The organism is Herbaspirillum sp. AP02 (assembly GCF_015767275.1).
Classification (GTDB): Bacteria; Pseudomonadota; Gammaproteobacteria; order Burkholderiales; family Burkholderiaceae_D; genus Herbaspirillum.
In genome coordinates, this window is sequence record NZ_JADWMY010000003.1 from 12,545 (window position 1) to 37,266 (window position 24,722).

The following is a 24,722-nucleotide window of genomic DNA, read 5'->3' on the forward strand; positions in this document are numbered from 1 at the left end:
GCTGCAGATGCAGCCGTTTTTCTTGAATCAAGTCCCGCCTGTGCCGCTGTGCCGGCATCCTGAACCTGACGGTTCAAGTTGGCTGCAGTAGTTCAATTTCGGGTTCATCGGGCTAGCGACGCTCACGCCCATCAAACGATCCCACAGCCTATGCTCGTAAATGGTTCAAGGAATATATGGCAATCGCGAACACGGCAGGAGTACGAAGTCTAACCCATTCACCGCCGCTCTCCAAGACCTGAACGAAAAATTTCTGGGCGATTTTGTAACCAGTGTTTCGACAGGCTGCTTCGCCGCGCCATCACGTGCTAGCGGCGGCGCGTGAAACAAAAATGGCTGCCCGGAGGCAGCCATTTTTCTTGCGCTGTGCAGATTGGCCCGGATATCCGAACAGTTCAGAACAGTTTTTCCTGCGGCGCCAGGGCCTGGTCCACCACCTCGGTGATGGCGGTGATCTGTTGCTGCCACTGGGCAATGGTAAGTCCGGCGAAGGGGCCTTCGGCACGTTGCATGGTCAGCAACTCGGCAGCGATGCCCAGGCCTGCCATCACTGCGATGCGGTCGGTGCCCTTGATGCGACCAGCGTCGCGGATGGCGCGCATTCTCTGGTCGAGATAGGCCACCGCATGATGCAGCGCCGCCTGTTCGCCCTCCTGGCATGCCAGGGTGTAGGACTGGCCCATGATCATGGCCTGGATCTGGATGGTACTCATGCGGTCTCCTCATTGGCCGACAGCGCCGCTTCAGGGACGTCGGCAACTTCAGCCACCGGCAGCTGCGCCAGCACAGCGCTGACGCGCCGGTAGGCATCGTCCACCCGGCTGGAGAGAGTGGTGTTTTCTTCGGAGAGCAGTTTGACTTTCCGGCGCAGCTCGGCATTTTCTTCGCGCAGGCTTTGCGCCAGCTTGGCGAGCTGAGTGACTTTTTCAGCCAGTTGCAGGAATTCTGAACTCATTTGTTGATTGTTCGCAGGATGGGGTTGCGTTGGCGGGCGCCAGCACGTGTCAGGAATGTTCAAGTTTCTTTACGTCGATCTGCACCGAGCTGCACAATTATAAGCGCATTGCGACGCACCCTGAACAAGAACGGCCGCACGGTACAGCCGAAAGAGCTTGGTCCGTGGCGGTAGCGAATGGTTCCCCGCAGCCGGCTGTGCACTGCATTGCGGTACGGGAAGTCCGACCGGGTGCTATTCGCTGCGACGGGCGGCCTGCCCGTGCATGCGCATATAGCCCTGTTGCAGCACGAAGTTGTCGAAGGCGGTCAACAGGGGATGGTATTTCTCGCTATTGCGCTCCAGCTGCATCAAGGCATAACCGGCCGCCTCCAGCGTGGAAAGTTGCTCCGGCTTGTGCGACTTGCGGATGGTGTAGCGCGAGGTCGGGGTGTCGACCAATACCATGCGCGGCAGGGTTTGCAGGATGGGGTTTTCGAAGAGCATCTTGCGGCTCTTGCGCCAGGTGCCATCGAGGATCACCAGACGTATCCGCGGCAGCGCCTGGCGCTTGTCCACGGTCATGGTGCGGGCGTCGAAATGGGTCGTCTCGGGCGTGGCGGCGTCATCGGTGTAGAGCAAGATCGGGTGCACCGGTTCGCTGTCGGGGACGTTGCGTACCCGCGATGGCGCATGCAGCATCTGCTGCAGTTCATCCGGGTCGAACGCCGAACCGACCACCAGCTTGCTGTACGGCAGGCTCAGGTGCAGCAGTCGTACGCTGTTCTTGGCATTGTTGACTTCCAGCGGGTGTTGCAGGATCAGGACATCGATGGCGTGATCGATGGGCGAGGTCCAATGGCAGATGCATGCCGAAAGGGCACGCTGGCAGATCGGGCAAAGCAGTCTGCGGGAGGTTTGTGGATCGTGGTTGGAAACCAAAATTATCAGCCTTCTCTAGTTGCGCAATGGTCATCGAGTGCAGCGGTGGGCGCGGCGGCGATGCGTTGTTGCCCGCTTGCCAGACCGTCGGATGGACCAATTGTTTGTGGGGCGTAGATTGGACTGAGTGTTGATAGGCGTCAATCGACATAAAGCGAAGATATTCTCGATTTTTTCGGAAATTGGATTGGCATTTTGCTGATTCCCGTTTACCCGACGCTCTCTTCCCTGTTCCATAAAGGGTTTTGGCCGCGCTGGCGGCGACTCACCCCATCCTGCCTTTACACTTTCAGGTAATCCTCGCGTCCGCCCAGCCAGCGCGCCAGATGGCGGTCGACGATGTCGGGTGCATGTTGCAGCAGCGCCTGTGCGGTATCGCGGGCCTTCTCGACCAGCCATTGATCGGTACCGAGATCGGCGAAGCGCAGCATGGCCTCGCCCGACTGGCGCGCGCCCAGGAATTCGCCCGGGCCGCGGATATCGAGATCGCGGCGGGCGATCTCGAAGCCATCCGTGGTTTCGCGCATGGTGGCCAGGCGTTGCTTGGCGGTGCCGCCCAGCGGTCCCTGGTACAGCAGCAGGCAGGCGCTGGCGGCCGAACCGCGCCCGACCCGTCCGCGCAACTGGTGCAATTGCGACAGTCCGAAACGCTCCGCATGCTCGATCACCATCAGAGACGCATTGGGCACATCCACACCCACCTCGATGACGGTGGTCGCCACCAGCAGATGAATGGCGCCGCGCGTGAAACCTTCCATGACGATCTGTTTTTCCACCGGTTTCATGCGCCCGTGGACCAGTCCGATGGTGAGGTCCGGCAAGGCCGCCGACAGCGCCGCATGGGTATCGGTGGCGGTCTGCAGCTGCAGCGCCTCCGACTCCTCGATCAAGGGGCAGACCCAGTAGATCTGCTTGCCTTCCAGCGCCGCCGCATGCACCCGTTCGATCACTTCGTCCCGGCGGTTCTGATCGATCACGCGGGTGACGATCGGCGAGCGGCCCGGCGGCAGCTCGTCGATCACCGACACTTCCAGGTCGGCGTAATAGGTCATGGCCAGCGTGCGTGGAATGGGCGTGGCCGACATCATCAACTGATGCGGCACGGCGGCTGCATCGCGGTCCTCCGGATTGAAGCTCTTGTTGCGCAGCGCCAGGCGTTGGCCCACGCCGAAACGATGCTGCTCGTCCACGATCACCAGCCCCAGGTTCTCGAACTGCACCGTGTCCTGGATCAGTGCATGGGTACCGATGACCAGGCGCGCCGCACCGGACTCGATATGGGCCAGGGCCTCGGTCTTTTCCTTTTTCTTCTGGCTGCCGGAAAGCCAGGCCACGCCCACTTCCAGCGGCTCCAGCCAGGCCGCGATCTTGCGGAAGTGCTGCTCGGCCAGGATTTCGGTAGGCGCCATCAGCACGGCCTGGCAACCGCTGTCGATGGCCTGGGCCGCTGCCAGCGCCGCCACCACGGTCTTGCCGCTGCCCACATCGCCCTGCAGCAGGCGCTGCATGGGGAAGGACTGGCGCAGGTCGGCGCGGATTTCCTCCAGCACGCGCTGCTGTGCCCCGGTCAGCTGGAAGGGCAGGACCTTGGTCAATTCCGTAGTGATGCGTCCGGTCACCGGCAAGGCCCGCGAGGTCTTGGCGCGCCGCGCTGCCTGGGCGCGCTTGAGCGAGAGCTGCTGCGCCAGCAGTTCATCGAACTTCATGCGCAGCCAGGCCGGGTGGGATTTCTCGATCAGAGCGTGTTCGTCCACGTCCGGGGGCGGGTTGTGCAGCAGTCGCACCGACGGCTCGAAGGCGGCCAGGTCCAGGGTCTGCAACATCGAGGGGGGCAGCGTATCGCTCCAGTCCAGGCGGCTCATGGCATTGGCAATGGCCTTGCGCAGATAGGCCTGTGACAGGCCTTCGCCGGCAGGGTAGACCGGCGTAAGCACGTCCGGCAATGGCGCTCCTTCGTTGACCACCTTGTAGGAAGGATGGACCATCTCGGGCCCGAAGAAGCCATGCCGCAACTCGCCGCGCACCCGCACCCGGGTGCCTTCGGCCAACTGCTTGGTCTGGCTGCCATAGAAGTTGATGAAGCGCAGGGTCAACTGGCCGCTGTCGTCGCCCACCGTCACGATCAATTGCCGGCGCGGCCGGAACTGCACTTCGCAGGCCGTTACCACGCCTTCGACCTGCACCGTCTGCAGGCCACGCAGGGAGGCCTCGCCGATGCTCAAGAGGGTGGTCTCGTCCTCGTAGCGCAGCGGCAGGTGCAGCACCAGGTCCATGTCATTGTGCAGGCCCAGCTTGGCCAGCTTGTTTTCGGGCTTGGCGGCAGGCTTGGCGGCGGGCGCGGCTTTTTTCTTCGAAGCCGGCGAGCTGGTTTTCTTCGCGGTAGCGGGCATGCGGTCAGCGGTCGGATAGTCGGATTGCCATAGGTACACTAGTCGCACGCGGAGATGGGAAAAACGCGCAGACAGCGTAAAATAGCGGGTTACGCTATTTTACTGTGAATATTTACAGTATCAATCCCGCCGGCAACACTTCTTGCCGGGGACGGCTGCCGGACCCGACCGCGTTCTCGCTTTCGTTGTTGCCCGCGATTGCGTTTTTGCACTGGTCGCCCCCGAGGCCGCCGCCATCATTATTTTGCAAGCATGTACTCTCTTTCCGACTTCGATTTCGATCTCCCTCCCGAGCTGATCGCCCAGACTCCGCTGGCCGAGCGCAGTGCCTCGCGCCTGTTGCAGGTGCAAGGCGCGCAACTGACCGACCGCCGTTTTTCCGACATCGTCGACCTGCTGCAGCCCGGCGACCTGCTGGTCTTCAACGACACCCGCGTGATCAAGGCGCGCCTGTTCGGCGTGAAGGAAACCGGCGGCAAGATCGAGGCCCTGGTTGAGCGCATCCTCGATCCGCGTACCGTGCACGCCCAGGTACGTGCTTCCAAATCGCCGCCACCGGGCAGCCGCATCCGCCTGGCCGATGCCTTCGATGTCACGGTAGGTGAACGTTTCGGCGAGTTCTATACGCTGCACTTCCCGGCTGACGCCTTCGAACTGCTGGAGCAATACGGCAGCCTGCCCTTGCCGCCCTACATTGATCACGAAGCCGACGCCTACGACGAAACCCGCTATCAGACGGTCTATGCCAAGGAGCCCGGCGCGGTCGCCGCGCCCACCGCCGGCCTGCACTTCGACCAGGCGCTGCTGGCGCAACTGACCGCGCGCGGCGTCAGCCAGGCCTTCGTGACCCTGCACGTAGGCGCCGGTACCTTCCAGCCGGTGCGGGTGGAAGACCTGTCCCAGCACAAGATGCACAGCGAGTGGTACACCATCTCGCCCGAGACGGTGGCCGCCGTGCGCGCCACCCAGGCCGCCGGCGGGCGCGTCGTCGCCGTGGGCACCACCAGCATGCGGGCGCTGGAGTCGGGTTCGCAGAGCGGCGAACTCAAGGCCGGCAGCGACGACACGCAACTCTTCATCACGCCCGGCTATACCTTCAAGACCGTCGACCTGCTGGTGACCAACTTCCACCTGCCCAAGTCGACCTTGCTGATGCTGGTCTCGGCCTTCGCCGGCTATGCGCACATCCGCGCCGCCTACGCCCATGCGATCGCGCAGCAATACCGTTTCTTCAGCTATGGCGACGCCATGTTGCTGACCCGTACCTGAATCATCGAGAGAAACAGAGAACCCCATGCTGGAATTCACCCTCCTGAAGACCGACGGCCGTGCCCGTCGCGGTCGCGTCAAACTGAACCACGGCACCGTCGAGACCCCCATCTTCATGCCGGTCGGCACCTATGGTTCGGTCAAGGCCATGTCGCCGCTGGAACTGAAGGAAATCAACGCCCAGATCATCCTCGGCAATACCTTCCACCTGTGGCTGCGTCCCGGCCTGGAAGTGGTCAGCAAGTTCGGCGGCCTGCACAAGTTCATCGGCTGGGACAAGCCCATCCTGACCGACTCCGGCGGCTTCCAGGTGTTTTCGCTGGGGGAGATGCGCAAGATCACCGAAGAGGGCGTGCATTTCGCCTCGCCCATCAACGGCGACCGCCTGTTCCTGTCGCCGGAGATTTCGATGCAGATCCAGCGCGTGCTCAATTCGGACATCGTCATGCAGTTCGACGAATGCACGCCCTACGAGATCGATGGCCGTCCGGCCACCCGTGAAGAGGCCGGCAAGTCCATGCGCATGTCGCTGCGCTGGGCCAAGCGTTCCAAGGATGAATTCGATCGCGGCGAGAATCCCAATGCGCTCTTCGGCATCGTCCAGGGTGGCATGTTCGAAGGCTTGCGCGACGAATCCCTGGCCGGGCTGGAAGAACTGGGTTTCGACGGCTTCGCCATCGGCGGCCTGTCGGTGGGCGAGCCCAAGGAAGACATGATGCGCGTGCTGGAACACGTCGGCCCGCGCCTGCCGGCTGACAAGCCGCACTACCTGATGGGGGTGGGCACGCCCGAGGATCTGGTCGAAGGCGTGGCCAATGGCGTGGACATGTTCGACTGCGTCATGCCCACCCGCAATGCGCGCAACGGCTGGATCTTCACCCGCTACGGCGACGTCAAGATCAAGAACGCCAAGTACAAGAACGACGACCGTCCCTTCGACGAGACCTGCGACTGCTACGCCTGCAAGAACTTCTCGCGCGCCTACCTGCATCACCTGCACCGCGCCGGCGAAATCCTCGGGGCGCGCATGAATACCGTGCACAACCTGCATTACTACCTGCAGCTGATGCAGGAGATGCGCGACGCCATCGACGCCGGCACCTTCCAGGACTTCGTCAAGAAATTCAAGGAAGACCGCGCCCGCGGCGTGGACTGATTCAACCCGGCGCGGGCCGGTGCAAAGGGCGAGCGCAATCGTGCAAGGTTTGGGAAGGATTGTTCATATCCCATGCCGGTCGTCAACCAAGCCATCCCCGCCGGACCTCAGTTTCCGGCCGTTTTCTGCTTCAGGCACAGCGTGAAGCGACTCCCCTGGCCTACCTGGCTCTGCACGCTGATGGCGCCTCCCATCAGGTGTGCCAGCTTCTGGCTCAGGTACAGGCCCTGGCCCATGCCATCGTGCTTGCGTGAGGCCGAGGCATCGAGCTGGGTGAAGGCACGAAACAGTTTCTGCTGATCCTGCTCGCTGATGCCGCAGCCGCTATCCTGCACCTCGATGAAGGTGATGGTGCTGCCGTCGTGCGGCTGCTGGTGCCATCGCACCTGGACCTGCCCGTGCTCGGTGAACTTGATGGCATTGCCCACCAGGTTCAGCAGGATCTGCGCCAGCGCCCGACGGTTGGTGTGGATCACGGTTTCCCCTGTCGCCGGTTGCACTTCCAGCAGCAAGCCCTTCTTCGCAGCGGCAGGCCGCAGCGCGGCCACCGTTTCATCGATCAGTTGCGAACAGAGCAGGGCTTCGGGAATCAGGTCGGCGTCCTCGGTCTCCATGCGCGAGACATCCAGCAGGCTGGTGATCAGCCCCAGCAGGTGCTCGGCGCTGTCGTGCACGGTCTGCAACTGCTGTTCCTGTTCCAGCGTCAGCGGGCCACCCATGCGGGTGAGCAGGATGTCGGTGAAGCCGAGGATGGCATTGAGCGGGGTGCGCAGTTCATGCGAGGTATTGGCCAGGAAGCGGTTGCGCGACTCCATGGCTTCCTGCAGGGCGCGGTTCTTTTCGGCCAGGTCTTCTTCGATGCGCTTGCGGTCGCTGATGTCGCGCACCGCGATCAGCAGGAAGGTCTCGCCTTCCACCACCAGCGGACTGAGGCTGACGTCGACCGGGAACTCGCTGCCATTGCGCTTCAATCCACACAGGTCGGGTGTGGGGTTGTGGGCCGGGGCGGCGGCATGGTTCAGGTAGGTCACCAGGTTCTGCGCGTGCATGGCCAGAAAGCGCTGCGGAATGAGCACATCGATGGCGCAGCCGGTCAGCTCGGCCACCTCCCAGTCGAACAATTCGCCGGCCCGGCGGTTGGCCAGCACGATGCGGTCCAGCGCGTTGACTACGACGATGCCGTCCGGCAGCGAATCGTAGAGGCCGTGCACGCTGGCGGCGATCAGGCTGATGTCGCGCAGCACGGTGGCCTGGCTGATATCGCGCTTGCAGGACAGGACGTATTGCGGATGGCCCTGCTCGTCGCGCAACAGCTTGTTGGACACCGACAGGTGCAGCAGCGAGCCATCCTTGCGACGCCGGATGGACTGGCACTCGGCCCGCCCCAGGCTGATGGTATCGGCAAAGACGCGGTCTTCCTCCAGCCGCCGTTCGGGCGGAACGATGAAGTCCGAGAGATGCTGGCTCATCACTTCCTGGGCGGCATAACCGAAGATCTGTTCAGCGCAGCGGTTCCAGTAGATCACCCGGCCTTGCATGTCCATCAGGACATAGGCGTCGGGTGCCTCACTGAGCAGCAGTTGTTCAAGCTGCAGCATCGTCGTCGTTGCCGGTTTGTTGCAGGCGCAGCAGCCGGTCGTGGACCTGCGCCGGCAGCCCTTGCCAGAGCGCCTTGCCGGCGATGTGCATGGTCTGGGTCCAGTCCTGCCAGTCTTCGCCGGCCTGCTGGTAGAGCTCGGGGAAATCGTGCGGTGCCAGCTGCAGTTGCGGCAGCGCCGTGGCGATTCTCTGCAGCGCGGCCTCGGCCAGTTGCGGTGCGCCGCAGCCCAGTTCGGCCATCGCCGACGACAGGTAGAGGGTCCAGATGATTTCCAGCGGACGCGGCGCCGGCAAGGCCTCGGGCAGGCTCGGCGCCTCGTAGTGTAGGACGGCGTCGCAGAACAGTTCCGGAATCTTCCAGTCCTGCATCAGGGCTGCAGCGATGTTGAGGTGGTTGAAGCCGAACAGCGATTGCTCCATCGCCAGCTGGGCCGATGGCTCCAGCGCGCGTGGCAGCAGCGAGGAATATCCGGTCGGATGCGCCGAGGCCAGGGTCAGCTTGCCGATGTTGGCCAGCAGCCCCGTGGTAAACATCTCGCCCAGCGGCGCCACCCGGGTATGTCCGCTGATGGCCTGGGCGCTGCAGGCCATGGCAAAGCTGTAGGCCCAGAAGGCCGGCAGCTTGAAGTTGGTGCAGGAGGCCGGCGCCGTGGTCTCGGCCAGCGACAGCGCCAGGGCCAGCTGGCGTACCGCCTGCAGGCCCACCAGCAGCATGCTGTCCATGCTGACCGAGGCGATCGGTCGTACCCGGTGCGCATTGAGCACGTTGACGATGCGGATGATGCGCCCGGACAGGGCCGGATCGGCCTGCACCAGGTGGATCAGTTCGGCCATGTCGGGATCGTCCTGCGCGCACAGGCGCATGATGGTCAGGCGCACCCCGCCCGGCGAAGGCAGGGCCTGGGCGCTCCTGAGCTTCTCGAACAGGGTCGGTTCAATGAAGGTCAGCATCATTTGCTTTCCTGGTAGCGGTTGTGGATATCAAGCACATCGTCCCAGCCGGCGAAGAAGGCGTCTACGCAGCGCGGGTCGAAGTGGGTGCCGGCATTGTCGCGCAGATAGCGCGAGGCGTCTTCCAGGTTCCAGCCTTTTTTGTAGGGGCGCGTCGAGGTCAGCGCATCGAACACGTCGGCCACGGCCACGATGCGGCCGTAGAGCGGGATGTCCTCGCCCTTGAGACCGTTCGGGTAGCCGCTGCCATCCCACTTCTCATGATGGGTGCGGGCGATCTGCGAGGCCGTCTGCAGCAGCGGGGAAGGGCTGTCGCGCAGAATGTCGGCGCCGATCTGGGCATGCAGGCGCATGACCTTGAGCTCTTCCTCATCCAGCCGTCCGGGTTTGAGCAGGATATGGTCGGGAATGCCCATCTTGCCGATGTCGTGCATCGGCGCCGCACTGAACAGCAGGTCCTGTTCTTCCTGGGGCAGACCCATCTGCGCGGCGATGATGCGGGTGTAGTTGGACATGCGCAGCAGGTGCTCGCCGGTCTCCGGGTCGCGATAGCCGGCCGCGCGCGCCAGCAGGTCCATGGAATTCAGCGCCAGGGTATTGCTCTGGTGCGACTTCTGTTCCACTTCCTCGGCCAGGTGTTCGATCTTCTGGCTCATGGCCAGCTGCGACTTGCGCATGGCCAGCATGTTCTTGACCCGCGCCAGGAGTTCCACCCGGTTCACCGGTTTGGAGAGGAAATCGTTGGCCGTCATCTGCAGCGCCTGGTGGCGTACCTGCAGGCCCATGTCGGCGGTGATCATGATGACCGGTGTCATTTCCTGGCCCGGCATGGCGCGAAAGCGCGACAGGAAGCCCAGACCATCCATGCCCGGCATCATGTAGTCCAGCAGGATCAGGTCGGGCTCGTGCGAGCCGCACCAGTCCAGCGCCTCATAGGCATCGGGACAGGTGCTGATGCTGGTATCGGGCAACTGCGCCAGCATGTGCGTGAAAAGTGAAAGATTGGTCTTGTCGTCGTCGACGATCAGTATTTTCATGTGCTCCCCCGGCCCCTCTGTTGTATGTGATCACGCAGGGCGGAGAACGCAATGGCGCATTCCCCGGCCAGCGCGCGTACCTGCGCCAGTTCCCCCTGGCGGGCAGCGATTTCCATCTGACGTCCCAACTGACCCAGCGCCTGTATCCCCAGGTTCAGGCAACTGCCGGCCAGGCGATGACCCAAGGCCTGGATCTCGCCCAGCAAGGGTTCGGTGGCGGCGCAGTGGCGCGCCAGCTCTTCCATCACCGGGCCGGTGTGTTCGACGAACAGGTCCAGCATGTCGCCAGCCAGCCCGGTGTCCTCACCGAAGAGTTCCTGCAACCGGGCCGCGTCGATCATCGGCAAGGTCTGTTGCGCGTCGTTGCCCTCCTGCGCCGCCGGGGGCAGGTAATACTCCAGCATCGCCGCCAGTTGCGAGCGCAGCAAGGGCTTGGTCAGATAATCGTCCATACCCGCCTCCAGGCATTGTTCGCGATCACCGGCCATGGCATTGGCGGTCATCGCGACGATCGGGGTATGCATCAGCTCACCCTGCATGCGCCGGATGCGGCGCGTGGTTTCGTAGCCATCCAGGACCGGCATCTGGCAATCCATCAGGATCAGCGCATAGTTGCGCTGCGCCAGCTTTTCCAGCGCCTCCGCACCATTGGAGGCGATCTCGACCGCGTAGCCCATGGCATTGAGCTGGTACACCGCCACCTTCTGGTTCATGACGTTGTCTTCCACCAGCAGCAGGCCCAATCCCTCCTGCGGCCCCTGCAGCCCGGTCGAGCGCGCCAGCATTGCTGGCGTTGCATCGACCAGCGGCTCCCTGGCATCGATCTCGCCCATCACCGCGCGTAGCAGCTGCTGCTTGCGCAGCGGCAACTGCAATACCGTGGGTGGGGGCGGTGTTGATGATCCGTCTATATTAAGGCCGTGTACGCCGTGGTCAAGCAAGACGCACGTCATCGTCGGTCGAGTGGACTGTAGCTGCGCCAGCACCAGTGGAGCCGCCATGTCGCGTACCTCCGAACTGATGATGACGGCATCGATCCCCAGGGTCGTGGCCAACGGTCCGGTCAGGGCCGCCAGCGCGTCGCTGGCACTACCGTAGCGCACCGTCTCCAGTCCGGCAGCGCGCAGGTACTCGTGCAGCATGGCGGCGCTGGCGTCGTGGGTTTCGATGAGGGCCACCTGTCGCTTTTTGGTCGCAGCCGTTCTGCCCGGCAAGACCGACGACTGCGCCACCGGAATGCCCAGTTCGAACCAGAAGCAGGAACCGGCGCCGGGACTGCTGTCGACGCCGATATTGCCTCCCATCAGCTCCACCAGCCGCTTGCAGATCGACAGGCCCAGACCGGTGCCGCCATATTGTCTGGTCACCGAACTGTCTGCCTGCGAAAAGGGGGAGAACAGGCGACGCAGCGTGTCCTGGTCCATGCCGATGCCGCTGTCGCGCACTTCGAAGCGCAGTCGGCAGTGGTCACCCGCCACGTGCAGCGCCTGCACCCGCAGCACCACCTCGCCCACCTGGGTGAATTTGAGCGCATTGCCCAGCAGGTTGAGCAGGATCTGGCGGATGCGGCCGGGGTCGCCCAGCAGCCTGGGCGGCAGGCGCGGGTCCACGTGCGCCAGCAGGCGCACCTGCTTTTCCCGCGCCTTGAAGGAAAGGGCCTCCGCACTGGCTTCCACTGTTTCCAGGAGGTCGAACTCGACCACCGCGATATCCATCTTGCCGACATCGATCTTGGAAAAATCCAGCACGTCGTTGACGATGCCCAGCAGCGCGTTGGCCGAATCCTCGATGGCCTTGGCGAACTCGCTCTGCTGGGTGTCCAGGCGCGTGCTGCGCAATAGTCCGGCCATGCCCAGCACGGCATTCATGGGCGTACGGATTTCGTGACTCATGGTCGAGAGGAATGCACCCCGGGTCAGCATGGCGTGGTCGGCGGCCTCCTTGGCCAGTACCAGGTGGCGGGCTGCACGTCGATTCTCTCGCATGAAGCGCAGCAGGATCAGCGCCCGTACCGCCCACAGCGCCAGCAGCCCCAGCGTGAGCCAGGGTGGCAGGTCGGTCTGCCATAGCGCGACCACGGCCAATCCCGCAAAGCAGGCTTCCGACAGCAGCAGCAGGGCGCGCCCGTCGCGCGGGGCGGATGGATGGGCTGCCGCTGGTCTCACGAAATGTTCTCCATGGTTCTTTGACTCCGATGGTGGCTGGGAGGGGTGAGGGGGTGCGGAATCGCCCGCCCCTGGTCCAGGATATTGAAATCAATTATAACGAATTGAATTAACAAATTGTGAAAATTGCTTTATTCGTTCGCATTCTAGCCACGGACTGTCGTCAGGAATCAGCAGGAAGAAGTTGTCAGATTTGATGGCTGTAAGCCGAGAGGCCTTTGGAGAAGCCGCTCTGCTGCCAATGGAACGACAATCGATGGTAAAAAAATCAACTACATTGATTTGTGTTGTCAAATTAATTTAATTGATTTAATCGGTAAATTTATTTAAAATTGATTCATCGTCGAAAAATGCAGTAGCCCATCCAAAGGCAAGGAACCTGCGATATGAACAATCCCTCCTCGAAGGCGCTGGCCCGTCCGCATCTGCTGCGCTGGAGCGCCATGCTGCTGATCGTGGCACTGGTGCTGTGCAGTTGGTCTCGCCAGCAGTTGCAGGCCGCCACCACGGCGCGTCTGGCTGTCTCGGCCGTCGTGCCCACGCGCTGCAATGTGGTGGTGCAGATCGTCAACGGCACCGCTGCCGTCTCCAATACCTGCGGCGGGGTGATGGCCGGCAGCCCGGATGGACGGGCACTGCTGCTGGTGAACCAGCGCGAACGCTCGGTGCTGGTGGTGTACTGATCGCCGACCGCATTCCTGACCTGATTTCCGACCTGATTCTCGACCTGATTCCCGACCGGTCCTGATCCCGCCCGCCACGGCGGCTCCTGCTGCGCGCCCATCCACGGCGCCGGCCATGAAAATAGCCATTTCTCCCTTGATCTGCTGCAAGACGTCCCGATTTGGCGTCATAGCGCTGGTGCAGTGCTAGAATGCAGGGCTATTTTTAATCAACCTTTGGAGCCTTACGTGTTTATTTCCGACGCATACGCGCAAACGGCCGCAGCAGCCCCTGGTGGCGCGATGGGCAACCTGGCCAGCTTCCTGCCGATCATCCTGATGTTCGTGGTGTTGTACTTCCTGATGATCCGCCCGCAGATGAAGCGTCAGAAAGAACAGAAATCCATGATGGATGCCCTGGGTAAGGGCGACGAAGTGGTCACTTCCGGTGGCATGCTGGGTCGCATCACCAAGGTGGCCGATGGCTACATCACCATCGAAGTGGCTGAAGGTACCGAAGTGGTCGTGCAAAAGGGCGCAGTCACCACCCTGCTGCCGAAGGGCACCATCAAGGGCCTGTAATGGCCTGACCGGTTCTGTCGGCCCGCATGCCGTCGAACCCATGGGCGCATCGCTGATGCGCCCATCTTGTTAGAACCCTGCGGTTTTTCCACCCGGGTTCTGAACAGGGCGGCAGGTCCCTGCCGTCCTCTCCCGCAAGCACGAAGCACAAGACCATGAATCGTTACTCTCTCTGGAAATACGCACTGATCGTCCTGGCCCTGCTGTTCGGCGTGATCTATACCGTCCCGAACTTCTTCGGTGAGTCCCCCGCGGTGCAGATCAGCAGCGCCAAGTCGACCCTGAAGGTCGAACCCGCCGTAGCCGGCCGGGTGGATCAGATCCTGAAACAAGGCAATCTCGGCGCAGAGAGTGTGGCGTTCGACAACACCGGTTCGCAGCCCTCGGTGCGCGCGCGTTTCGCCTCCACCGACATCCAGTTCAAGGCCAAGGCCCTGCTGGAAAAGGAACTCAATACCGACCCCAGCGACCCGACCTACATCGTCGCCTTCAACCTGCTGCCCAATACTCCGCAGTGGTTGCAGAGCCTGCACGCCTTCCCGATGTACCTGGGCCTGGACTTGCGCGGCGGCGTGCACTTCCTGATGCAGGTCGATGTCAAGGCCATCGTCAACAAGCGTCTGCAAGGTCTGCAAGCCAGCGTGCGCGGCCTGCTGCGCGACAAGAACATCCGCCACAGCGGCATCAACCGCAACGGCGACAGCATCGAGATTTCCTTCCGTGACGCCGATACCCGCAGCAAGGCCCGCGCTGCGCTGGGCGAGTTGCAGGAAATGCTGCTGACCGACGCCGGTACCGGCGACGACCTCAAGCTGGTCGGCACCTTGCGTCCGGAAGCCATCAAGCAGACCCAGGAAGACGGCGTCAAGCAGAACATCAGCACCCTGTCCAAGCGCGTCAACGAGCTGGGTGTGGCCGAGCCGCTGATCCAGCGCCAGGGCGCCGACCGCATCGTGGTCGAGCTGCCGGGCGTGCAGGACGTCTCGCGCGCCAAGGACATCATCGGCCGCACCGCCACCCTGGAAGTGCGCATGGTCGACGAGAGCGTGGTCCGTGGCACCGAAGAAACCTCGGCCATCCCCTTCGGCTCCGAACTGTTCAAGATCGGCAAGGGCGCCCCGGTGGTGTTGAACAAGGAACCGGTGCTGACCGGCGACTACATCTCCAACGCCTCGGCCAGCTTCGATGAAAACCACCAGCCGGCGGTCAGTATCGACTTGAACGGCGACGGCGGCCGCAAGATGCGCGAAGCCACCCGCGACAAGGTGGGCAAGGCCATGGCCATCGTCCTGTTCGAAAAGGGCAAGGGCGAAGTCCTGACCGTAGCCACCATCCGTTCCGAACTCGGTTCGCGCTTCCAGATCACCGGCATGGGTTCGCCCGAGGGCGCGAGCGACCTGGCCCTGCTGCTGCGCGCCGGCTCCCTGGCCGCACCGATGGACATCATCGAGGAACGCACCATCGGCCCGCAACTGGGCGCCGACAACATCAAGAAGGGCTTCGACTCGGTGCTCTACGGCTTCCTGGCGATGGCCATCTTCATGATGATCTACTACCAGCTGTTCGGTTTCTTCAGCGCCCTGGCGCTGTCGGTGAACGTGCTGCTGCTGGTGGCGCTGCTGTCGACGCTGCAGGTGACGCTGACCCTGCCGGGTATCGCCGCCATCGCGCTGGCACTGGGCATGGCGATCGACTCCAACGTGCTGATCAACGAACGCATCCGTGAAGAACTGCGCGCCGGCAATTCACCCCAGGCTGCCATCGCCGCCGGTTTCGACCGCGCCTGGGCGACCATCCTCGACTCCAACGTGACCACCCTGATCGCCGGCCTGGCGCTGCTGATCTTCGGTTCCGGCGCCATTCGCGGCTTTGCCGTGGTGCACTGCCTGGGCATCCTGACCTCGATGTTCTCGGCCGTGTTCTTCTCGCGCGGTGTGGTCAACCTCTGGTATGGCCGCAAGAAGCGCCTGACGGGCCTGGCCATCGGCCAGATCTGGAAGCCGGAAGGTGAGGTGCTCTCCACCTCCGGCAAGGCTTCCGCCAAGCGCGACGTCAAGTAAGCGCCTGCTCACCCGAAACAGCAGCCCAGCCAGATTTGAGCCGGTCGCCACCATCGTGACGCGACCGGCACCGAAAGGATAGTGATGGAATTTTTCCGCATCAAAAAAGATATTCCCTTCATGCGTCACGCCCTGATCTTCAATGCGATCTCGGCGCTGACCTTCGTGGCCGCGGTGTTCTTCCTGTTCTCCAAGGGATTGCACTTCTCCATCGAATTCACTGGCGGCACGGTCATGGAAGTGGCCTACAACAAGCCGGCGGACCTGGAAAAGATCCGCAAGTCCATTGAAGGACTGGGTTATCGCGACACCCTGGTACAAAGCTTTGGCACCGCCCAGGACGTGATGATCCGCCTGCCCGCGCAGGCCGGCGTGAATGCCAGCCAGCAGAGCGAGAAGGTCAATACCGCGCTCAAGGCGGAAGACCCGGACGTGCGCCTGCAACGGGTGGAATTCGTCGGTCCGCAGGTGGGTGACGAGCTGGCCCATGACGGCCTGCTGGCGCTGGGCATGGTGGTGCTGGGCATCGTGATCTACCTGGCCTTCCGCTTCGAATGGAAGTTCGCGGTGGCGGCGGTGATCGCCAACCTGCACGACATCATCATCATCCTGGGCTTCTTCGCCTTCTTCCAGTGGGAATTCTCGCTCACCGTGCTGGCCGCCATCCTGGCCGTGCTGGGGTATTCGGTCAACGAATCGGTGGTGGTCTTCGACCGGGTGCGTGAAGCCTTCCGTGATCGCCGCTTCGGCAAGCTGTCCGCGCCGGAAGTGTTGAACCACGCCATCACCAGCACCATGTCGCGTACCGTCATCACCCACGGCAGCACCGAAATGATGGTGCTGGCGATGTTCTTCTTCGGTGGCCCGACGCTGCACTACTTCGCCCTGGCGCTGACCATCGGCATCCTGTTCGGTATCTATTCGTCGGTGTTCGTCGCCGCCGCCCTGGCCATGTGGCTGGGCGTCAAGCGCGAAGACCTGATCAAGCCGGTCAAGGTCAAGGACGAGAACGGCGGCGCCGTGGTCTGATCCCGCGCCTCCGAAAATAAGGGCCGCAGCGTTCGCGCTGCGGCCCTTTTTCATGAGAATCCCATAAAGCCGGGATAATGCTTTATTTCACCCTATCGCATCACCGAATGACGTTTTTTTGATCATGAGCACATCCACCGACCTGCACGATATCGACTATGAACGCCGCTTCGGCGGCGTGGCCCGCCTGTATGGCGCCGCCGCCCTGCAACGCTTTGGCCGGGCGCGGGTGTGCGTGGTCGGGGTAGGGGGCGTGGGATCGTGGATCGTCGAGGCACTGGCGCGCAGCGCCATCGGCCATCTCACCCTGATCGACCTGGACAACCTGGCCGAATCCAACGTCAACCGCCAGATCCACGCCCTCACCGAGACCCTGGGCAAGGCCAAGGTCACGGCCCTGCATGAGCGTATCCGGCAGATCAATCCGACCTGCGTGGTGACCGAGGTGGAGGATTTCGTCGATCCCGAGAATGTGGAGCAGATGCTGGGCGGCGGCCGTTTCGACTATGTCATCGATGCCATCGACAACGTCCCGGCCAAGGTCGCCATGATCGCCTGGTGCCGCAAGAACGGCATGCCCATGGTCACCATTGGCAGTGCCGGCGGCCAGATCGATCCCACGCAGATTGAAATCCGCGATCTTTGCCGCACCGAGCAGGAACCGCTGCTGGCCAAGGTGCGCAAGCGCCTGCGCTCGCAGCACGGCTTTCCGCGCGGGACGAAGAACAAGTTCCACATCGATGCCGTGTTCTCCACCGAACCCCTGCGCTTCCCCGAGTTGACCGAGGGTGAGGTTTGCGAGGTCGCTCCGGCCGAAGACATGGATGTCGGCGAGGATGCCGCCGACAGCACGCAAGCCGGTGTTACTGGCCTCAATTGCGCCGGCTTTGGCTCGGCCATGGTGGTGACCGCTACCTTTGGCCTGGTGGCGGCCGCCCATGTGTTGAAGAAGCTGGCCGCACAGGCCGATATCGCTGCCGCAGCCGGGTGAACTGCAGGCCGTCAGCCCTCAGTGTCCGCCGCCCTCATCGACCCGGTGCGCGGACACGCATAGCAGGACGCTGGCCGTGACCAGTACCATGGCCGCGATTTCCAGCAGGGTCGGCCAGCGCTGTTCCCACAGGAAGCCATACAGCAGCGCGAACAGGGTTTCGAACAGGATCATCTGGCCGATCATGGTCAGCGGCAGCAGCCGGCTGGCCTTGTTCCAGCAGGCATTGCCGAACAGCGAGGCAAAGATCGCCACCCCCGCCGACACGCCGATGAAGTGCCACCATTCACTTTGTGGATGCGGTTGCAGCATGATCGTGAAGGCCGGTACTGCCACGAACAGCGACAACAGGCCGGTGACCACACCGATCAGCAGGTTCCAGTCATGCGCCGAGATCGCCTGCAGGCGCCCCAGCCAGCGGCTGTTGCCGACCGCGTAGGTGGTCCACGAGACCAGCGCGGCCAGCGCGCAGAAGAAGCCGATCAGGCCATCCCCGAACCCACCAGTGCTGGCACCCACGGTGCCACTCCCCAGCGACTGCCACGCCACGCAGGCGATGCCTGCCAGGCCCAGCGCCAGGGACGGCACCAGCTTGCGCAGGGGCAGCGCACCGTGGCAACGGCTGCCGATGATGCTCACCGCCACCGGCAGGAAGCCGATCACCAGCGAGGTCATCGCCATGCCGCCCAGTTGCACGGCGCTGGCCAGGAACACGTAATACACCACATTGCCCAAGAGGCTCAGCCACACCAGGGCCCGCCATTCGGCGCGACCCAGATGGGGTAGCAGCTTGCGCAGGCGCGGTGCGATCAGCACGGCGGCGAACAGGCCATAGGCCAAATAGCGGCCGGCCGTCAGTTGCCAGGGCGAGAAGGCGCGGGTCAGTTCCGGCGCCAGGAAGACCAGGCCCCAGGCGGCGCCGGCCAGCGTGCCGTAGAAAATACCTTGCAGGATCGTGTTGGAACGCATGAATCAGGTGTGGTCGTGCCACGACAGGTTTGCAGAGGCTGGCAGTATGCCGCAGTCGCTCAGGGCTGAATTGTTGTGGGCTACGGTTTTATTGTGCAGGACTGCGGACCCATGCATCCGCCTTGCGCCGAACGTGAAAGAACGGGCTAGAACGGGCTAGAACGGGCTAGAACGGGCGGGCGAAAATGCAAACGCCGGCACTCGGCCGGCGTTCGCTTGCAGGGGCAGGGGGCAGGCTCAGATCACCGTGCCGAACAGTCCCGCCCCGACAAAGGCCAGGGCCACCACGCCGATGCCCATGGACAGGTAGGCCAGCACCGCCACGCCGGTGATGATGGTGGCCGAGGCCAGCACGATGGCCACTTGCAGCATGCCGGCGGCCATTTCCATCTTCTCGTATTTTTCCATGTAGCCATGGGCCTCATGTTCGGCCTCGCGCGCCTTGTGCGCCAGTTCCTTCTTGCCTTCGCCGCTCTTCTCGTCGCTGTCGTAATGGGCGATGGCGTCGTCCAGCTTGGCGATGGCCGAATTTACCCGTTCATCCTTGGGGTTGCCCAGCAGCGTCAACTGCTGCTTGGCCAGTTGCGCCGCATTGCCACGCACCGACTTGGCCTGGAAGAAGGACCACAGGTTGGCCGCTTCCTGATGCTTCAGGATGACCTCGGTCTGGTAGGACTTGGACATGGTTTCGGTGATCGCCAGCACCAGCGCCAGGATGGCGATGAGCAGGGCCAGCTTCTTGTTGCCGGAGGCATGGGCGTGCTCGGCGTGTTCCAGGTTTTCGGTGGCTTCCGTCATGATGGTTCTTGTAATGTGGAGGAAATGGGGGACCGCCCGACACGGGGCAGCGCTCCAAGAACGATTCATCTCGGGAATGGTTGACCTGAATCATTGCGATACTCGTATTTTCTTGCCGGGTGGGGCGGTTCTCGCTGTGTGGGTCAGCTGCCCGAAAGGACAGGTGATTAGGACAAAATTCGCACTTCCTCACAGACAGGAGCTCTCCTGCCGGACAAGGATGGAGGTCACGGGCTCATATTGAAAAAACGGCCAGACCCTGCAGGAAGATTTGCCTTTGGCTACACTGTTGATCCACATATTCTGAACTTGCGGGATTGGATTTATTGACTGGTGTTATACAAAAAGACAATCAACAGATTGTTTTTGATGAATTACATTAATGGTTCTTCGCAAGCATGACCGGGACAAGGCGAAGCTGGCCCCGCAGTACGGCGTCATCGCGCCGTAGCAGAACGCAGTCAGCCTGATGTCGCAATGCCAAGCCGCCTCACCCCAGCCGCGCGGGTGGGGCCACAGAGATGCCCGTTTCCCGGTCCGGGCGTCATGACCATCGGGTCGATCAACAGGAGAGAACGCAATGTCGAATGAAGCCAAGTGCCCCTTTAACCATACCGCCGGCGGCGGCACCAGCAACCGCGACTGGTGGCCCAAGCAGCTCCGCCTGGACCTGCTGGCCCAGCATTCTTCCAAGTCCAACCCGATGGGTGAGGATTTCAACTACGCAAAAGCCTTCAAGAGCCTGGACCTGGCCGCCGTCAAGGCTGACCTGGCCAAGGTCATGACCGATTCCCAGGACTGGTGGCCGGCCGACTTCGGTCACTATGGCCCGCTGTTCATCCGCATGGCCTGGCACAGTGCCGGCACCTACCGCATCGGCGATGGTCGTGGCGGTGCAGGTCGCGGCCAGCAACGCTTCGCGCCGCTCAACAGCTGGCCCGACAACGTCAACCTGGACAAGGCCCGCCGCCTGCTGTGGCCGGTCAAGCAAAAGTACGGCAACAGGATTTCCTGGGCCGACCTGCTGATCCTGACCGGCAACGTGGCGCTGGAAACCATGGGCTTCAAGACCTTCGGCTACGCTGGCGGCCGTGAAGACGTATGGGAACCGGACCTGGACGTCTACTGGGGGACCGAGACCACCTGGCTGGGCGGCGACGACCGCTACGGCAAGGGCAAGGCGGGTGCCGCCCACGGCGAAATCACCGCCGACGCCGACCGTCATGGCCAGGAACAGGCGCGCACCGCGCCGGCCGGCCGCAACCTGGAAAACCCGCTGGCCGCCGTGCAGATGGGCCTGATCTACGTCAACCCGGAAGGCCCGGAAGGCAATCCCGACCCATTGGCCGCCGCCCAGGACATCCGCGAAACCTTCGCCCGCATGGCCATGGATGACGAAGAAACCGTGGCCCTGATCGCCGGTGGCCACACCTTCGGCAAGACCCACGGTGCTGGAGACGCCAAGCATGTCGGCCGCGAACCGGAAGGTGGCGACCTGGAAAGCCAGGGCCTGGGCTGGAAGAGCAGCTTCGGCAGCGGTGCCGCCGGCGACACCATCAGCTCCGGCCTGGAAGTGACCTGGACCCAGACCCCGGCGCAGTGGAGCAATTTCTTCTTCGAGAATCTGTTCAATTTTGAATGGGAACTGACCAAGAGCCCGGCCGGCGCCCACCAGTGGGTGGCCAAGGGCGCCGATGCGGTGATCCCGCACGCCCATGGTGGCGCGCCGCTGCGTCCGACCATGCTGACCACCGACCTGTCGCTGCGCGTCGATCCGGCCTACGAAAAGATTTCGCGCCGCTTCCTGGAAAACCCCGACCAGTTCGCCGAGGTCTTTGCCCGCGCCTGGTTCAAGCTGACCCACCGCGACCTCGGTCCGCGTGTACGCTACCTCGGTCCGGAAGTGCCAGCCGAAGAACTGATCTGGCAAGACCCGCTGCCCAAGGCCGATGCGCCGGCGCTGCAGGCCGCTGACATCAGCGCGCTCAAGGCCAAGGTACTGGCCTCGGGACTGACGGTCTCCGAACTGGTGTCGACCGCCTGGGCGTCGGCTTCCACCTTCCGTGGTGGTGACAAGCGCGGTGGTGCCAACGGTGCGCGTATCCGCCTGGCCCCGCAAAAGGATTGGGCGGCCAACCAGCCGGCCCAGCTGGCCAAGGTGCTGTCCACGCTGGAAGGCATCCAGTCCGCCTTCAACCAGGGTGGCAAGAAGGTCTCGCTGGCCGACCTGATCGTGCTGGCCGGTAGCGCCGCCGTCGAGAAGGCCGCCCAGGATGCCGGCGTGGCGGTCAGCGTGCCGTTCCATGGCGGTCGCGTGGATGCCTCGCAGGAGCAGACCGACGTCGCTTCCTTCGAACCGCTGGAGCCGGTCATCGATGGCTTCCGCAACTTCCAGAAGCAGCGTTATGCGGTGCGTGGTGAAGACATGCTGATCGACAAGGCGCAACAGCTCACCCTGACCGCGCCGGAAATGACGGTCCTGGTCGGCGGCCTGCGCGTGCTGGGCAACACTGTCGGCGGCAGCACCAAGGGTGTGTTCACCAGCCGTGTGGGCGTGCTGTCCAACGACTTCTTCGTCAACCTGCTGGATATGGGCACCGAATGGAAGTCCACCTCGCCGGCGCAGGAAGAGTTCGAAGGCCGTGATCGCGCCAGTGGCGCCGTCAAGTGGACCGGCAGCCGCGTCGACCTGGTGTTCGGTTCCAACGCCGTGCTGCGCGCCCTGGCCGAAGTCTATGCCAGCGCCGATGCCAAGGAAAAGTTCGTCAAGGACTTCGTGGCGGCCTGGGTCAAGGTGATGGAACTGGATCGCTACGACCTGAAGAAGTAAGACCGATGGCTGCCTTCGCCGGCAGCTGCAGCGCAAGGTAGCAAGATTGGCGGGCCGCAGGGCCCGCCATTTTTTTGCCCGCCCGCTGACACGATGATGCCGATGTCATGGCGTCGCCATGTGCGAGGACTATAGTGGCGGACTGAATTTTCCTTCATGAACGAGGCGCACCATGGCCCTGAGCCTGGATGACATCGCCCTGCTGTTCGCACGGCATGGGCACACCCAATACACCGGCGAGCCGGTCACGCAACTGGAGCATGCGCTGCAATGCGCACTGCTGGCCGAGCAGGAGGGCGCTGGCCACAGCCTGATCGTGGCCAGCCTGCTGCACGATCTCGGTCACATGCTGGAAGACCTGGGCCAGACCCCGACCCTGGCGGGCATCGATGACCTGCACCAGTACCGCATCCTGCCTTTCCTGCGGGGCGTGTTCAACGACGCCGTGCTGGCACCGATCGCGCTGCATGTGGATGCCAAGCGCTACCTGTGCGCCACTGATGCCACCTATTTCTCGACCCTGTCGGCCGATTCCGTGCGTAGCCTGCAACTGCAGGGCGGGGTCTTCGATGTGGAACAGGCGGCCGCCTTCATCGACCGCCCGCATGCGGTCGACGCGGTGCGGTTGCGGCGCTGGGATGACCGCGCCAAGAGCGCCGGGATGGCCACGCCCGATTTTGCGCATTTCGCACGCTACTTCGATCAATGTCTGGTCGCGCCCGGTGCCGGGCAGGATGCTCAGGCCAGGTAGCTCTTGCGGTAAGCCGAGGGTGTAGTGCCGCGTAGCTTGCGCATGGCGTGCGTCATCGCACTCTGGTCGCCATAGCCGCAACGCTGGGCAATGAGCGCCAGCGGCAGGGCACTGGTGCGCAGCAAATGGCAAGCCTGCGCCATGCGTACTTCGGCCAGCCAGGCGCGGGGAGAACTAGCCAGTTCCTGCTGGAACCATTCATGCAGGCGACTGGGGCTGATGGCAGCCAGCGCGGCCATGTCAGCCACCGTCCAGGGGTGTGCGACCTGCGCCTCGACCCGGGCCAGCATGCGATGCAGGCGCGATTTCGCTTGCGGAGGATGTTGCGCCAGCGTGTCCAGCAACAGCGGCACCCAGTGCTGCAGGCGCGCGCCGGAGGGGCTCTGGCTGTGGGTTAGCGACAGCGCCATGAATTCCACCAGCTTGCCGGCCGCCGCCGTCAGCGCCACGAAGGGCGTGCGCGCCAGGCTGTCCAGCTGCAGGTTGCTCATGGTGCTGGGTGCCAGATCCAGCACCAGCGCCCGGTTGGCGCCGCCGGCGCAGGTCGCGTGGGCGGCACCGGCTTCCACGAAGGCGGCCGTGACGCTGTCGGCGCAGCCCTGGCGGCCGCCGATGTCCAGTTCCAATCGGCCGGCGAGCGGCAGCACCAGTTGCGGGAAATCATGGCGATGCGCCAGCGACTCGTCGCGGTAGCTGCGCAGGTGGAGTTGGGTGTCCAAGATGGGGGAGAGTGAGGCGCTGCCGGGCGGTGTCACCATCGATGGCGACACCGCATGTCAGGCTTACTGCATGTGCCAGCCGTGGCTGACCACCACCGACTGGCCGGTCAGCGCATTGGTCGGGAAGGCCGCCAGGAAGACTGCGGTCTGGGCCACGTCCTGGGTGGTGGTGAATTCACCATCGACGGTGTCCTTGAGCATGACCTTCTTGATGACCTCATCTTCGCTGATGCCCAATTCCTTGGCCTGCTCGGGAATCTGCTTTTCCACCAGCGGCGTGCGCACGAAGCCGGGGCAGATGACGTTGGTGCGGATCTTGTCCTTGGCGCCTTCCTTGGCCACCGTCTTGGCCAGGCCCAGCAGGCCGTGCTTGGCCGTCACGTAGGGCGCCTTCAGCGGCGAAGCCAGGTGCGAGTGCACCGAACCCATGTAGATGATGGCGCCGCCGCGACCCTGCTTGATCATCGCCTTCATGGCCGCGCGCGTGGTCAGGAAGGCGCCGTCCAGGTGGATCGCCAGCATCTTGCGCCAGTTCTCCAGCGACAGTTCGGCCACCGGGCTGATGATCTGGATGCCGGCATTGCTGATCATGATGTCCAGGCCGCCGTAGGTATTGACCGCATCGGCCACGCCCTTGTCGACCTGGGTCTCGTCGGTCACGTTCATGGCTACGGCCATGGCGGTGCCGCCGTTCTTGACGATTTCTTCCGCCGTCGCCTTGGCCGCTTCCAGGGCCAGATCGGCGATGACCACCTTGGCGCCCTGCTTGGCGTATTCGACCGCGATCTCCTTGCCGATGCCGCTGGCCGAACCGGTGATGAGAGCGACTTTATCCTTGAGTAGCATGATCTTCCTTATGTTTCGAGTTGACGGAGTTTGCAAAGCCTG

21 protein-coding genes and 1 other RNA gene are annotated in these 24,722 nt (G+C 63.2%); 9 read left to right on the top strand and 13 right to left on the bottom strand.

Going from position 1 to position 24,722, the window contains the following annotated elements; translation table 11 throughout:
* Positions 1 to 27 precede the first annotated feature (27 nt).
* The 5 genes from ssrS to recG all read right to left on the bottom strand — a co-directional run bounded on the left by ssrS (position 28) and on the right by recG (position 4,266).
* A non-coding RNA gene (ssrS, locus tag I5R65_RS08610) (6S RNA) lies at positions 28 to 204 on the bottom strand.
* 191 nt (positions 205 to 395) lie between these two features.
* Complete coding sequence (locus I5R65_RS08615; protein WP_180669996.1) at positions 396 to 713, bottom strand: cell division protein ZapA; 318 nt, start codon at positions 711 to 713, stop codon at positions 396 to 398.
* Entirely contained in the window at positions 710 to 1,018 is a 309-nt protein-coding gene (locus tag I5R65_RS08620; RefSeq protein ID WP_231395119.1) for a DUF904 domain-containing protein, read from the bottom strand. The genes I5R65_RS08615 and I5R65_RS08620 overlap by 4 nt, the downstream gene beginning before the upstream one ends.
* Positions 1,019 to 1,189: 171 nt before the next feature.
* The gene (locus tag I5R65_RS08625; protein WP_180669998.1) at positions 1,190 to 1,876 is read right to left on the bottom strand and encodes a tRNA-uridine aminocarboxypropyltransferase; all 687 of its coding nucleotides are present in this window, start codon (positions 1,874 to 1,876) and stop codon (positions 1,190 to 1,192) included.
* A 281-nt stretch (positions 1,877 to 2,157) separates the two neighbouring features.
* Complete coding sequence (gene recG, locus I5R65_RS08630) at positions 2,158 to 4,266, bottom strand: ATP-dependent DNA helicase RecG (RefSeq protein WP_180670000.1); 2,109 nt, start codon at positions 4,264 to 4,266, stop codon at positions 2,158 to 2,160.
* A gap of 252 nt (positions 4,267 to 4,518) precedes the next feature.
* On the opposite strand from recG, the gene queA reads away from it, so the two are divergent.
* Positions 4,519 to 5,535 (top strand): tRNA preQ1(34) S-adenosylmethionine ribosyltransferase-isomerase QueA, encoded by a 1,017-nt coding sequence (queA, locus tag I5R65_RS08635; protein ID WP_180670002.1) that lies wholly within the window; start codon positions 4,519 to 4,521, stop codon positions 5,533 to 5,535.
* A gap of 25 nt (positions 5,536 to 5,560) precedes the next feature.
* A complete protein-coding gene (gene tgt, locus I5R65_RS08640; protein WP_006464750.1) occupies positions 5,561 to 6,691 on the top strand; it encodes a tRNA guanosine(34) transglycosylase Tgt in 1,131 nt (376 codons plus the stop codon).
* Positions 6,692 to 6,798: 107 nt separating this feature from the next.
* On the opposite strand, the gene I5R65_RS08645 is transcribed toward tgt, so the two are convergent.
* From I5R65_RS08645 to I5R65_RS08660, 4 genes are read right to left on the bottom strand one after another with little or no spacing between them, the layout of a single operon-like run.
* Positions 6,799 to 8,289, bottom strand: a complete 1,491-nt coding sequence (locus I5R65_RS08645) for a PAS domain-containing sensor histidine kinase (protein ID WP_180670004.1) — start codon at positions 8,287 to 8,289, stop codon at positions 6,799 to 6,801.
* Entirely contained in the window at positions 8,276 to 9,244 is a 969-nt protein-coding gene (locus tag I5R65_RS08650; protein ID WP_180670006.1) for an HDOD domain-containing protein, read from the bottom strand. Before I5R65_RS08650 ends, I5R65_RS08645 begins: the two co-directional genes overlap by 14 nt.
* A complete protein-coding gene (locus I5R65_RS08655; protein WP_180670008.1) occupies positions 9,241 to 10,278 on the bottom strand; it encodes an HD domain-containing phosphohydrolase in 1,038 nt (345 codons plus the stop codon). Before I5R65_RS08655 ends, I5R65_RS08650 begins: the two co-directional genes overlap by 4 nt.
* Positions 10,275 to 12,443 (bottom strand): ATP-binding protein, encoded by a 2,169-nt coding sequence (locus I5R65_RS08660; RefSeq protein ID WP_370460991.1) that lies wholly within the window; start codon positions 12,441 to 12,443, stop codon positions 10,275 to 10,277. Before I5R65_RS08660 ends, I5R65_RS08655 begins: the two co-directional genes overlap by 4 nt.
* Before the next feature lie 386 nt (positions 12,444 to 12,829).
* Here I5R65_RS08660 and I5R65_RS08665 point away from each other — a divergent pair, with 386 nt between their 5' ends.
* From I5R65_RS08665 to tcdA, 5 genes are all read left to right on the top strand, one after another.
* Positions 12,830 to 13,126: a hypothetical protein gene (locus I5R65_RS08665; RefSeq protein WP_180670010.1), complete on the top strand. Its 297-nt coding sequence runs from the start codon at positions 12,830 to 12,832 to the stop codon at positions 13,124 to 13,126.
* A 228-nt stretch (positions 13,127 to 13,354) separates the two neighbouring features.
* Positions 13,355 to 13,687, top strand: a complete 333-nt coding sequence (gene yajC / locus I5R65_RS08670) for a preprotein translocase subunit YajC (protein WP_180670011.1) — start codon at positions 13,355 to 13,357, stop codon at positions 13,685 to 13,687.
* A gap of 155 nt (positions 13,688 to 13,842) precedes the next feature.
* Positions 13,843 to 15,747: a protein translocase subunit SecD gene (secD, locus tag I5R65_RS08675; protein ID WP_180670013.1), complete on the top strand. Its 1,905-nt coding sequence runs from the start codon at positions 13,843 to 13,845 to the stop codon at positions 15,745 to 15,747.
* Positions 15,748 to 15,831: 84 nt separating this feature from the next.
* Complete coding sequence (gene secF / locus I5R65_RS08680) at positions 15,832 to 16,776, top strand: protein translocase subunit SecF (protein WP_180670015.1); 945 nt, start codon at positions 15,832 to 15,834, stop codon at positions 16,774 to 16,776.
* A gap of 124 nt (positions 16,777 to 16,900) precedes the next feature.
* A complete protein-coding gene (tcdA, locus tag I5R65_RS08685; protein ID WP_180670017.1) occupies positions 16,901 to 17,767 on the top strand; it encodes a tRNA cyclic N6-threonylcarbamoyladenosine(37) synthase TcdA in 867 nt (288 codons plus the stop codon).
* 18 nt (positions 17,768 to 17,785) lie between these two features.
* On the opposite strand, the gene I5R65_RS08690 is transcribed toward tcdA, so the two are convergent.
* A complete protein-coding gene (locus I5R65_RS08690; protein ID WP_180670020.1) occupies positions 17,786 to 18,736 on the bottom strand; it encodes a DMT family transporter in 951 nt (316 codons plus the stop codon).
* 237 nt (positions 18,737 to 18,973) lie between these two features.
* Positions 18,974 to 19,534 (bottom strand): DUF4337 domain-containing protein, encoded by a 561-nt coding sequence (locus I5R65_RS08695; RefSeq protein WP_180670022.1) that lies wholly within the window; start codon positions 19,532 to 19,534, stop codon positions 18,974 to 18,976.
* 580 nt (positions 19,535 to 20,114) lie between these two features.
* Here I5R65_RS08695 and katG point away from each other — a divergent pair.
* Positions 20,115 to 22,364 (top strand): catalase/peroxidase HPI, encoded by a 2,250-nt coding sequence (katG, locus tag I5R65_RS08700; protein WP_180670024.1) that lies wholly within the window; start codon positions 20,115 to 20,117, stop codon positions 22,362 to 22,364.
* A 172-nt stretch (positions 22,365 to 22,536) separates the two neighbouring features.
* On the top strand, positions 22,537 to 23,115 hold the full coding sequence (locus I5R65_RS08705; protein WP_180670026.1) for a phosphonate degradation HD-domain oxygenase: 579 nt from the start codon (positions 22,537 to 22,539) through the stop codon (positions 23,113 to 23,115).
* Here the strand turns inward: I5R65_RS08705 and I5R65_RS08710 are convergent.
* Complete coding sequence (locus tag I5R65_RS08710; RefSeq protein ID WP_231395120.1) at positions 23,103 to 23,834, bottom strand: AraC family transcriptional regulator; 732 nt, start codon at positions 23,832 to 23,834, stop codon at positions 23,103 to 23,105. The two genes, I5R65_RS08705 and I5R65_RS08710, sit on opposite strands and share 13 nt — an antisense overlap.
* Positions 23,835 to 23,897: 63 nt before the next feature.
* A complete protein-coding gene (locus I5R65_RS08715; RefSeq protein WP_180670030.1) occupies positions 23,898 to 24,680 on the bottom strand; it encodes a 3-hydroxybutyrate dehydrogenase in 783 nt (260 codons plus the stop codon).
* Positions 24,681 to 24,722: the final 42 nt, after the last annotated feature.

What these genes read in the sequence shown, in the direction of transcription:
- I5R65_RS08645 (WP_180670004.1), bottom strand. Translation starts at nt 8,289, where the DNA reads ATGCTGCAGCTTGAACAACTGCTGCTCAGTGAGGCACCCGACGCCTAT.
- I5R65_RS08705 (WP_180670026.1), top strand. Translation starts at nt 22,537, where the DNA reads ATGGCCCTGAGCCTGGATGACATCGCCCTGCTGTTCGCACGGCATGGG.
- secD (WP_180670013.1), top strand. Translation starts at nt 13,843, where the DNA reads ATGAATCGTTACTCTCTCTGGAAATACGCACTGATCGTCCTGGCCCTG.
- secF (WP_180670015.1), top strand. Translation starts at nt 15,832, where the DNA reads ATGGAATTTTTCCGCATCAAAAAAGATATTCCCTTCATGCGTCACGCC.
- tcdA (WP_180670017.1), top strand. Translation starts at nt 16,901, where the DNA reads ATGAGCACATCCACCGACCTGCACGATATCGACTATGAACGCCGCTTC.
- katG (WP_180670024.1), top strand. Translation starts at nt 20,115, where the DNA reads ATGTCGAATGAAGCCAAGTGCCCCTTTAACCATACCGCCGGCGGCGGC.
- I5R65_RS08695 (WP_180670022.1), bottom strand. Translation starts at nt 19,534, where the DNA reads ATGACGGAAGCCACCGAAAACCTGGAACACGCCGAGCACGCCCATGCC.
- tgt (WP_006464750.1), top strand. Translation starts at nt 5,561, where the DNA reads ATGCTGGAATTCACCCTCCTGAAGACCGACGGCCGTGCCCGTCGCGGT.
- recG (WP_180670000.1), bottom strand. Translation starts at nt 4,266, where the DNA reads ATGCCCGCTACCGCGAAGAAAACCAGCTCGCCGGCTTCGAAGAAAAAA.
- I5R65_RS08665 (WP_180670010.1), top strand. Translation starts at nt 12,830, where the DNA reads ATGAACAATCCCTCCTCGAAGGCGCTGGCCCGTCCGCATCTGCTGCGC.
- I5R65_RS08715 (WP_180670030.1), bottom strand. Translation starts at nt 24,680, where the DNA reads ATGCTACTCAAGGATAAAGTCGCTCTCATCACCGGTTCGGCCAGCGGC.
- I5R65_RS08690 (WP_180670020.1), bottom strand. Translation starts at nt 18,736, where the DNA reads ATGCGTTCCAACACGATCCTGCAAGGTATTTTCTACGGCACGCTGGCC.
- I5R65_RS08655 (WP_180670008.1), bottom strand. Translation starts at nt 10,278, where the DNA reads ATGAAAATACTGATCGTCGACGACGACAAGACCAATCTTTCACTTTTC.
- I5R65_RS08615 (WP_180669996.1), bottom strand. Translation starts at nt 713, where the DNA reads ATGAGTACCATCCAGATCCAGGCCATGATCATGGGCCAGTCCTACACC.
- queA (WP_180670002.1), top strand. Translation starts at nt 4,519, where the DNA reads ATGTACTCTCTTTCCGACTTCGATTTCGATCTCCCTCCCGAGCTGATC.
- I5R65_RS08650 (WP_180670006.1), bottom strand. Translation starts at nt 9,244, where the DNA reads ATGATGCTGACCTTCATTGAACCGACCCTGTTCGAGAAGCTCAGGAGC.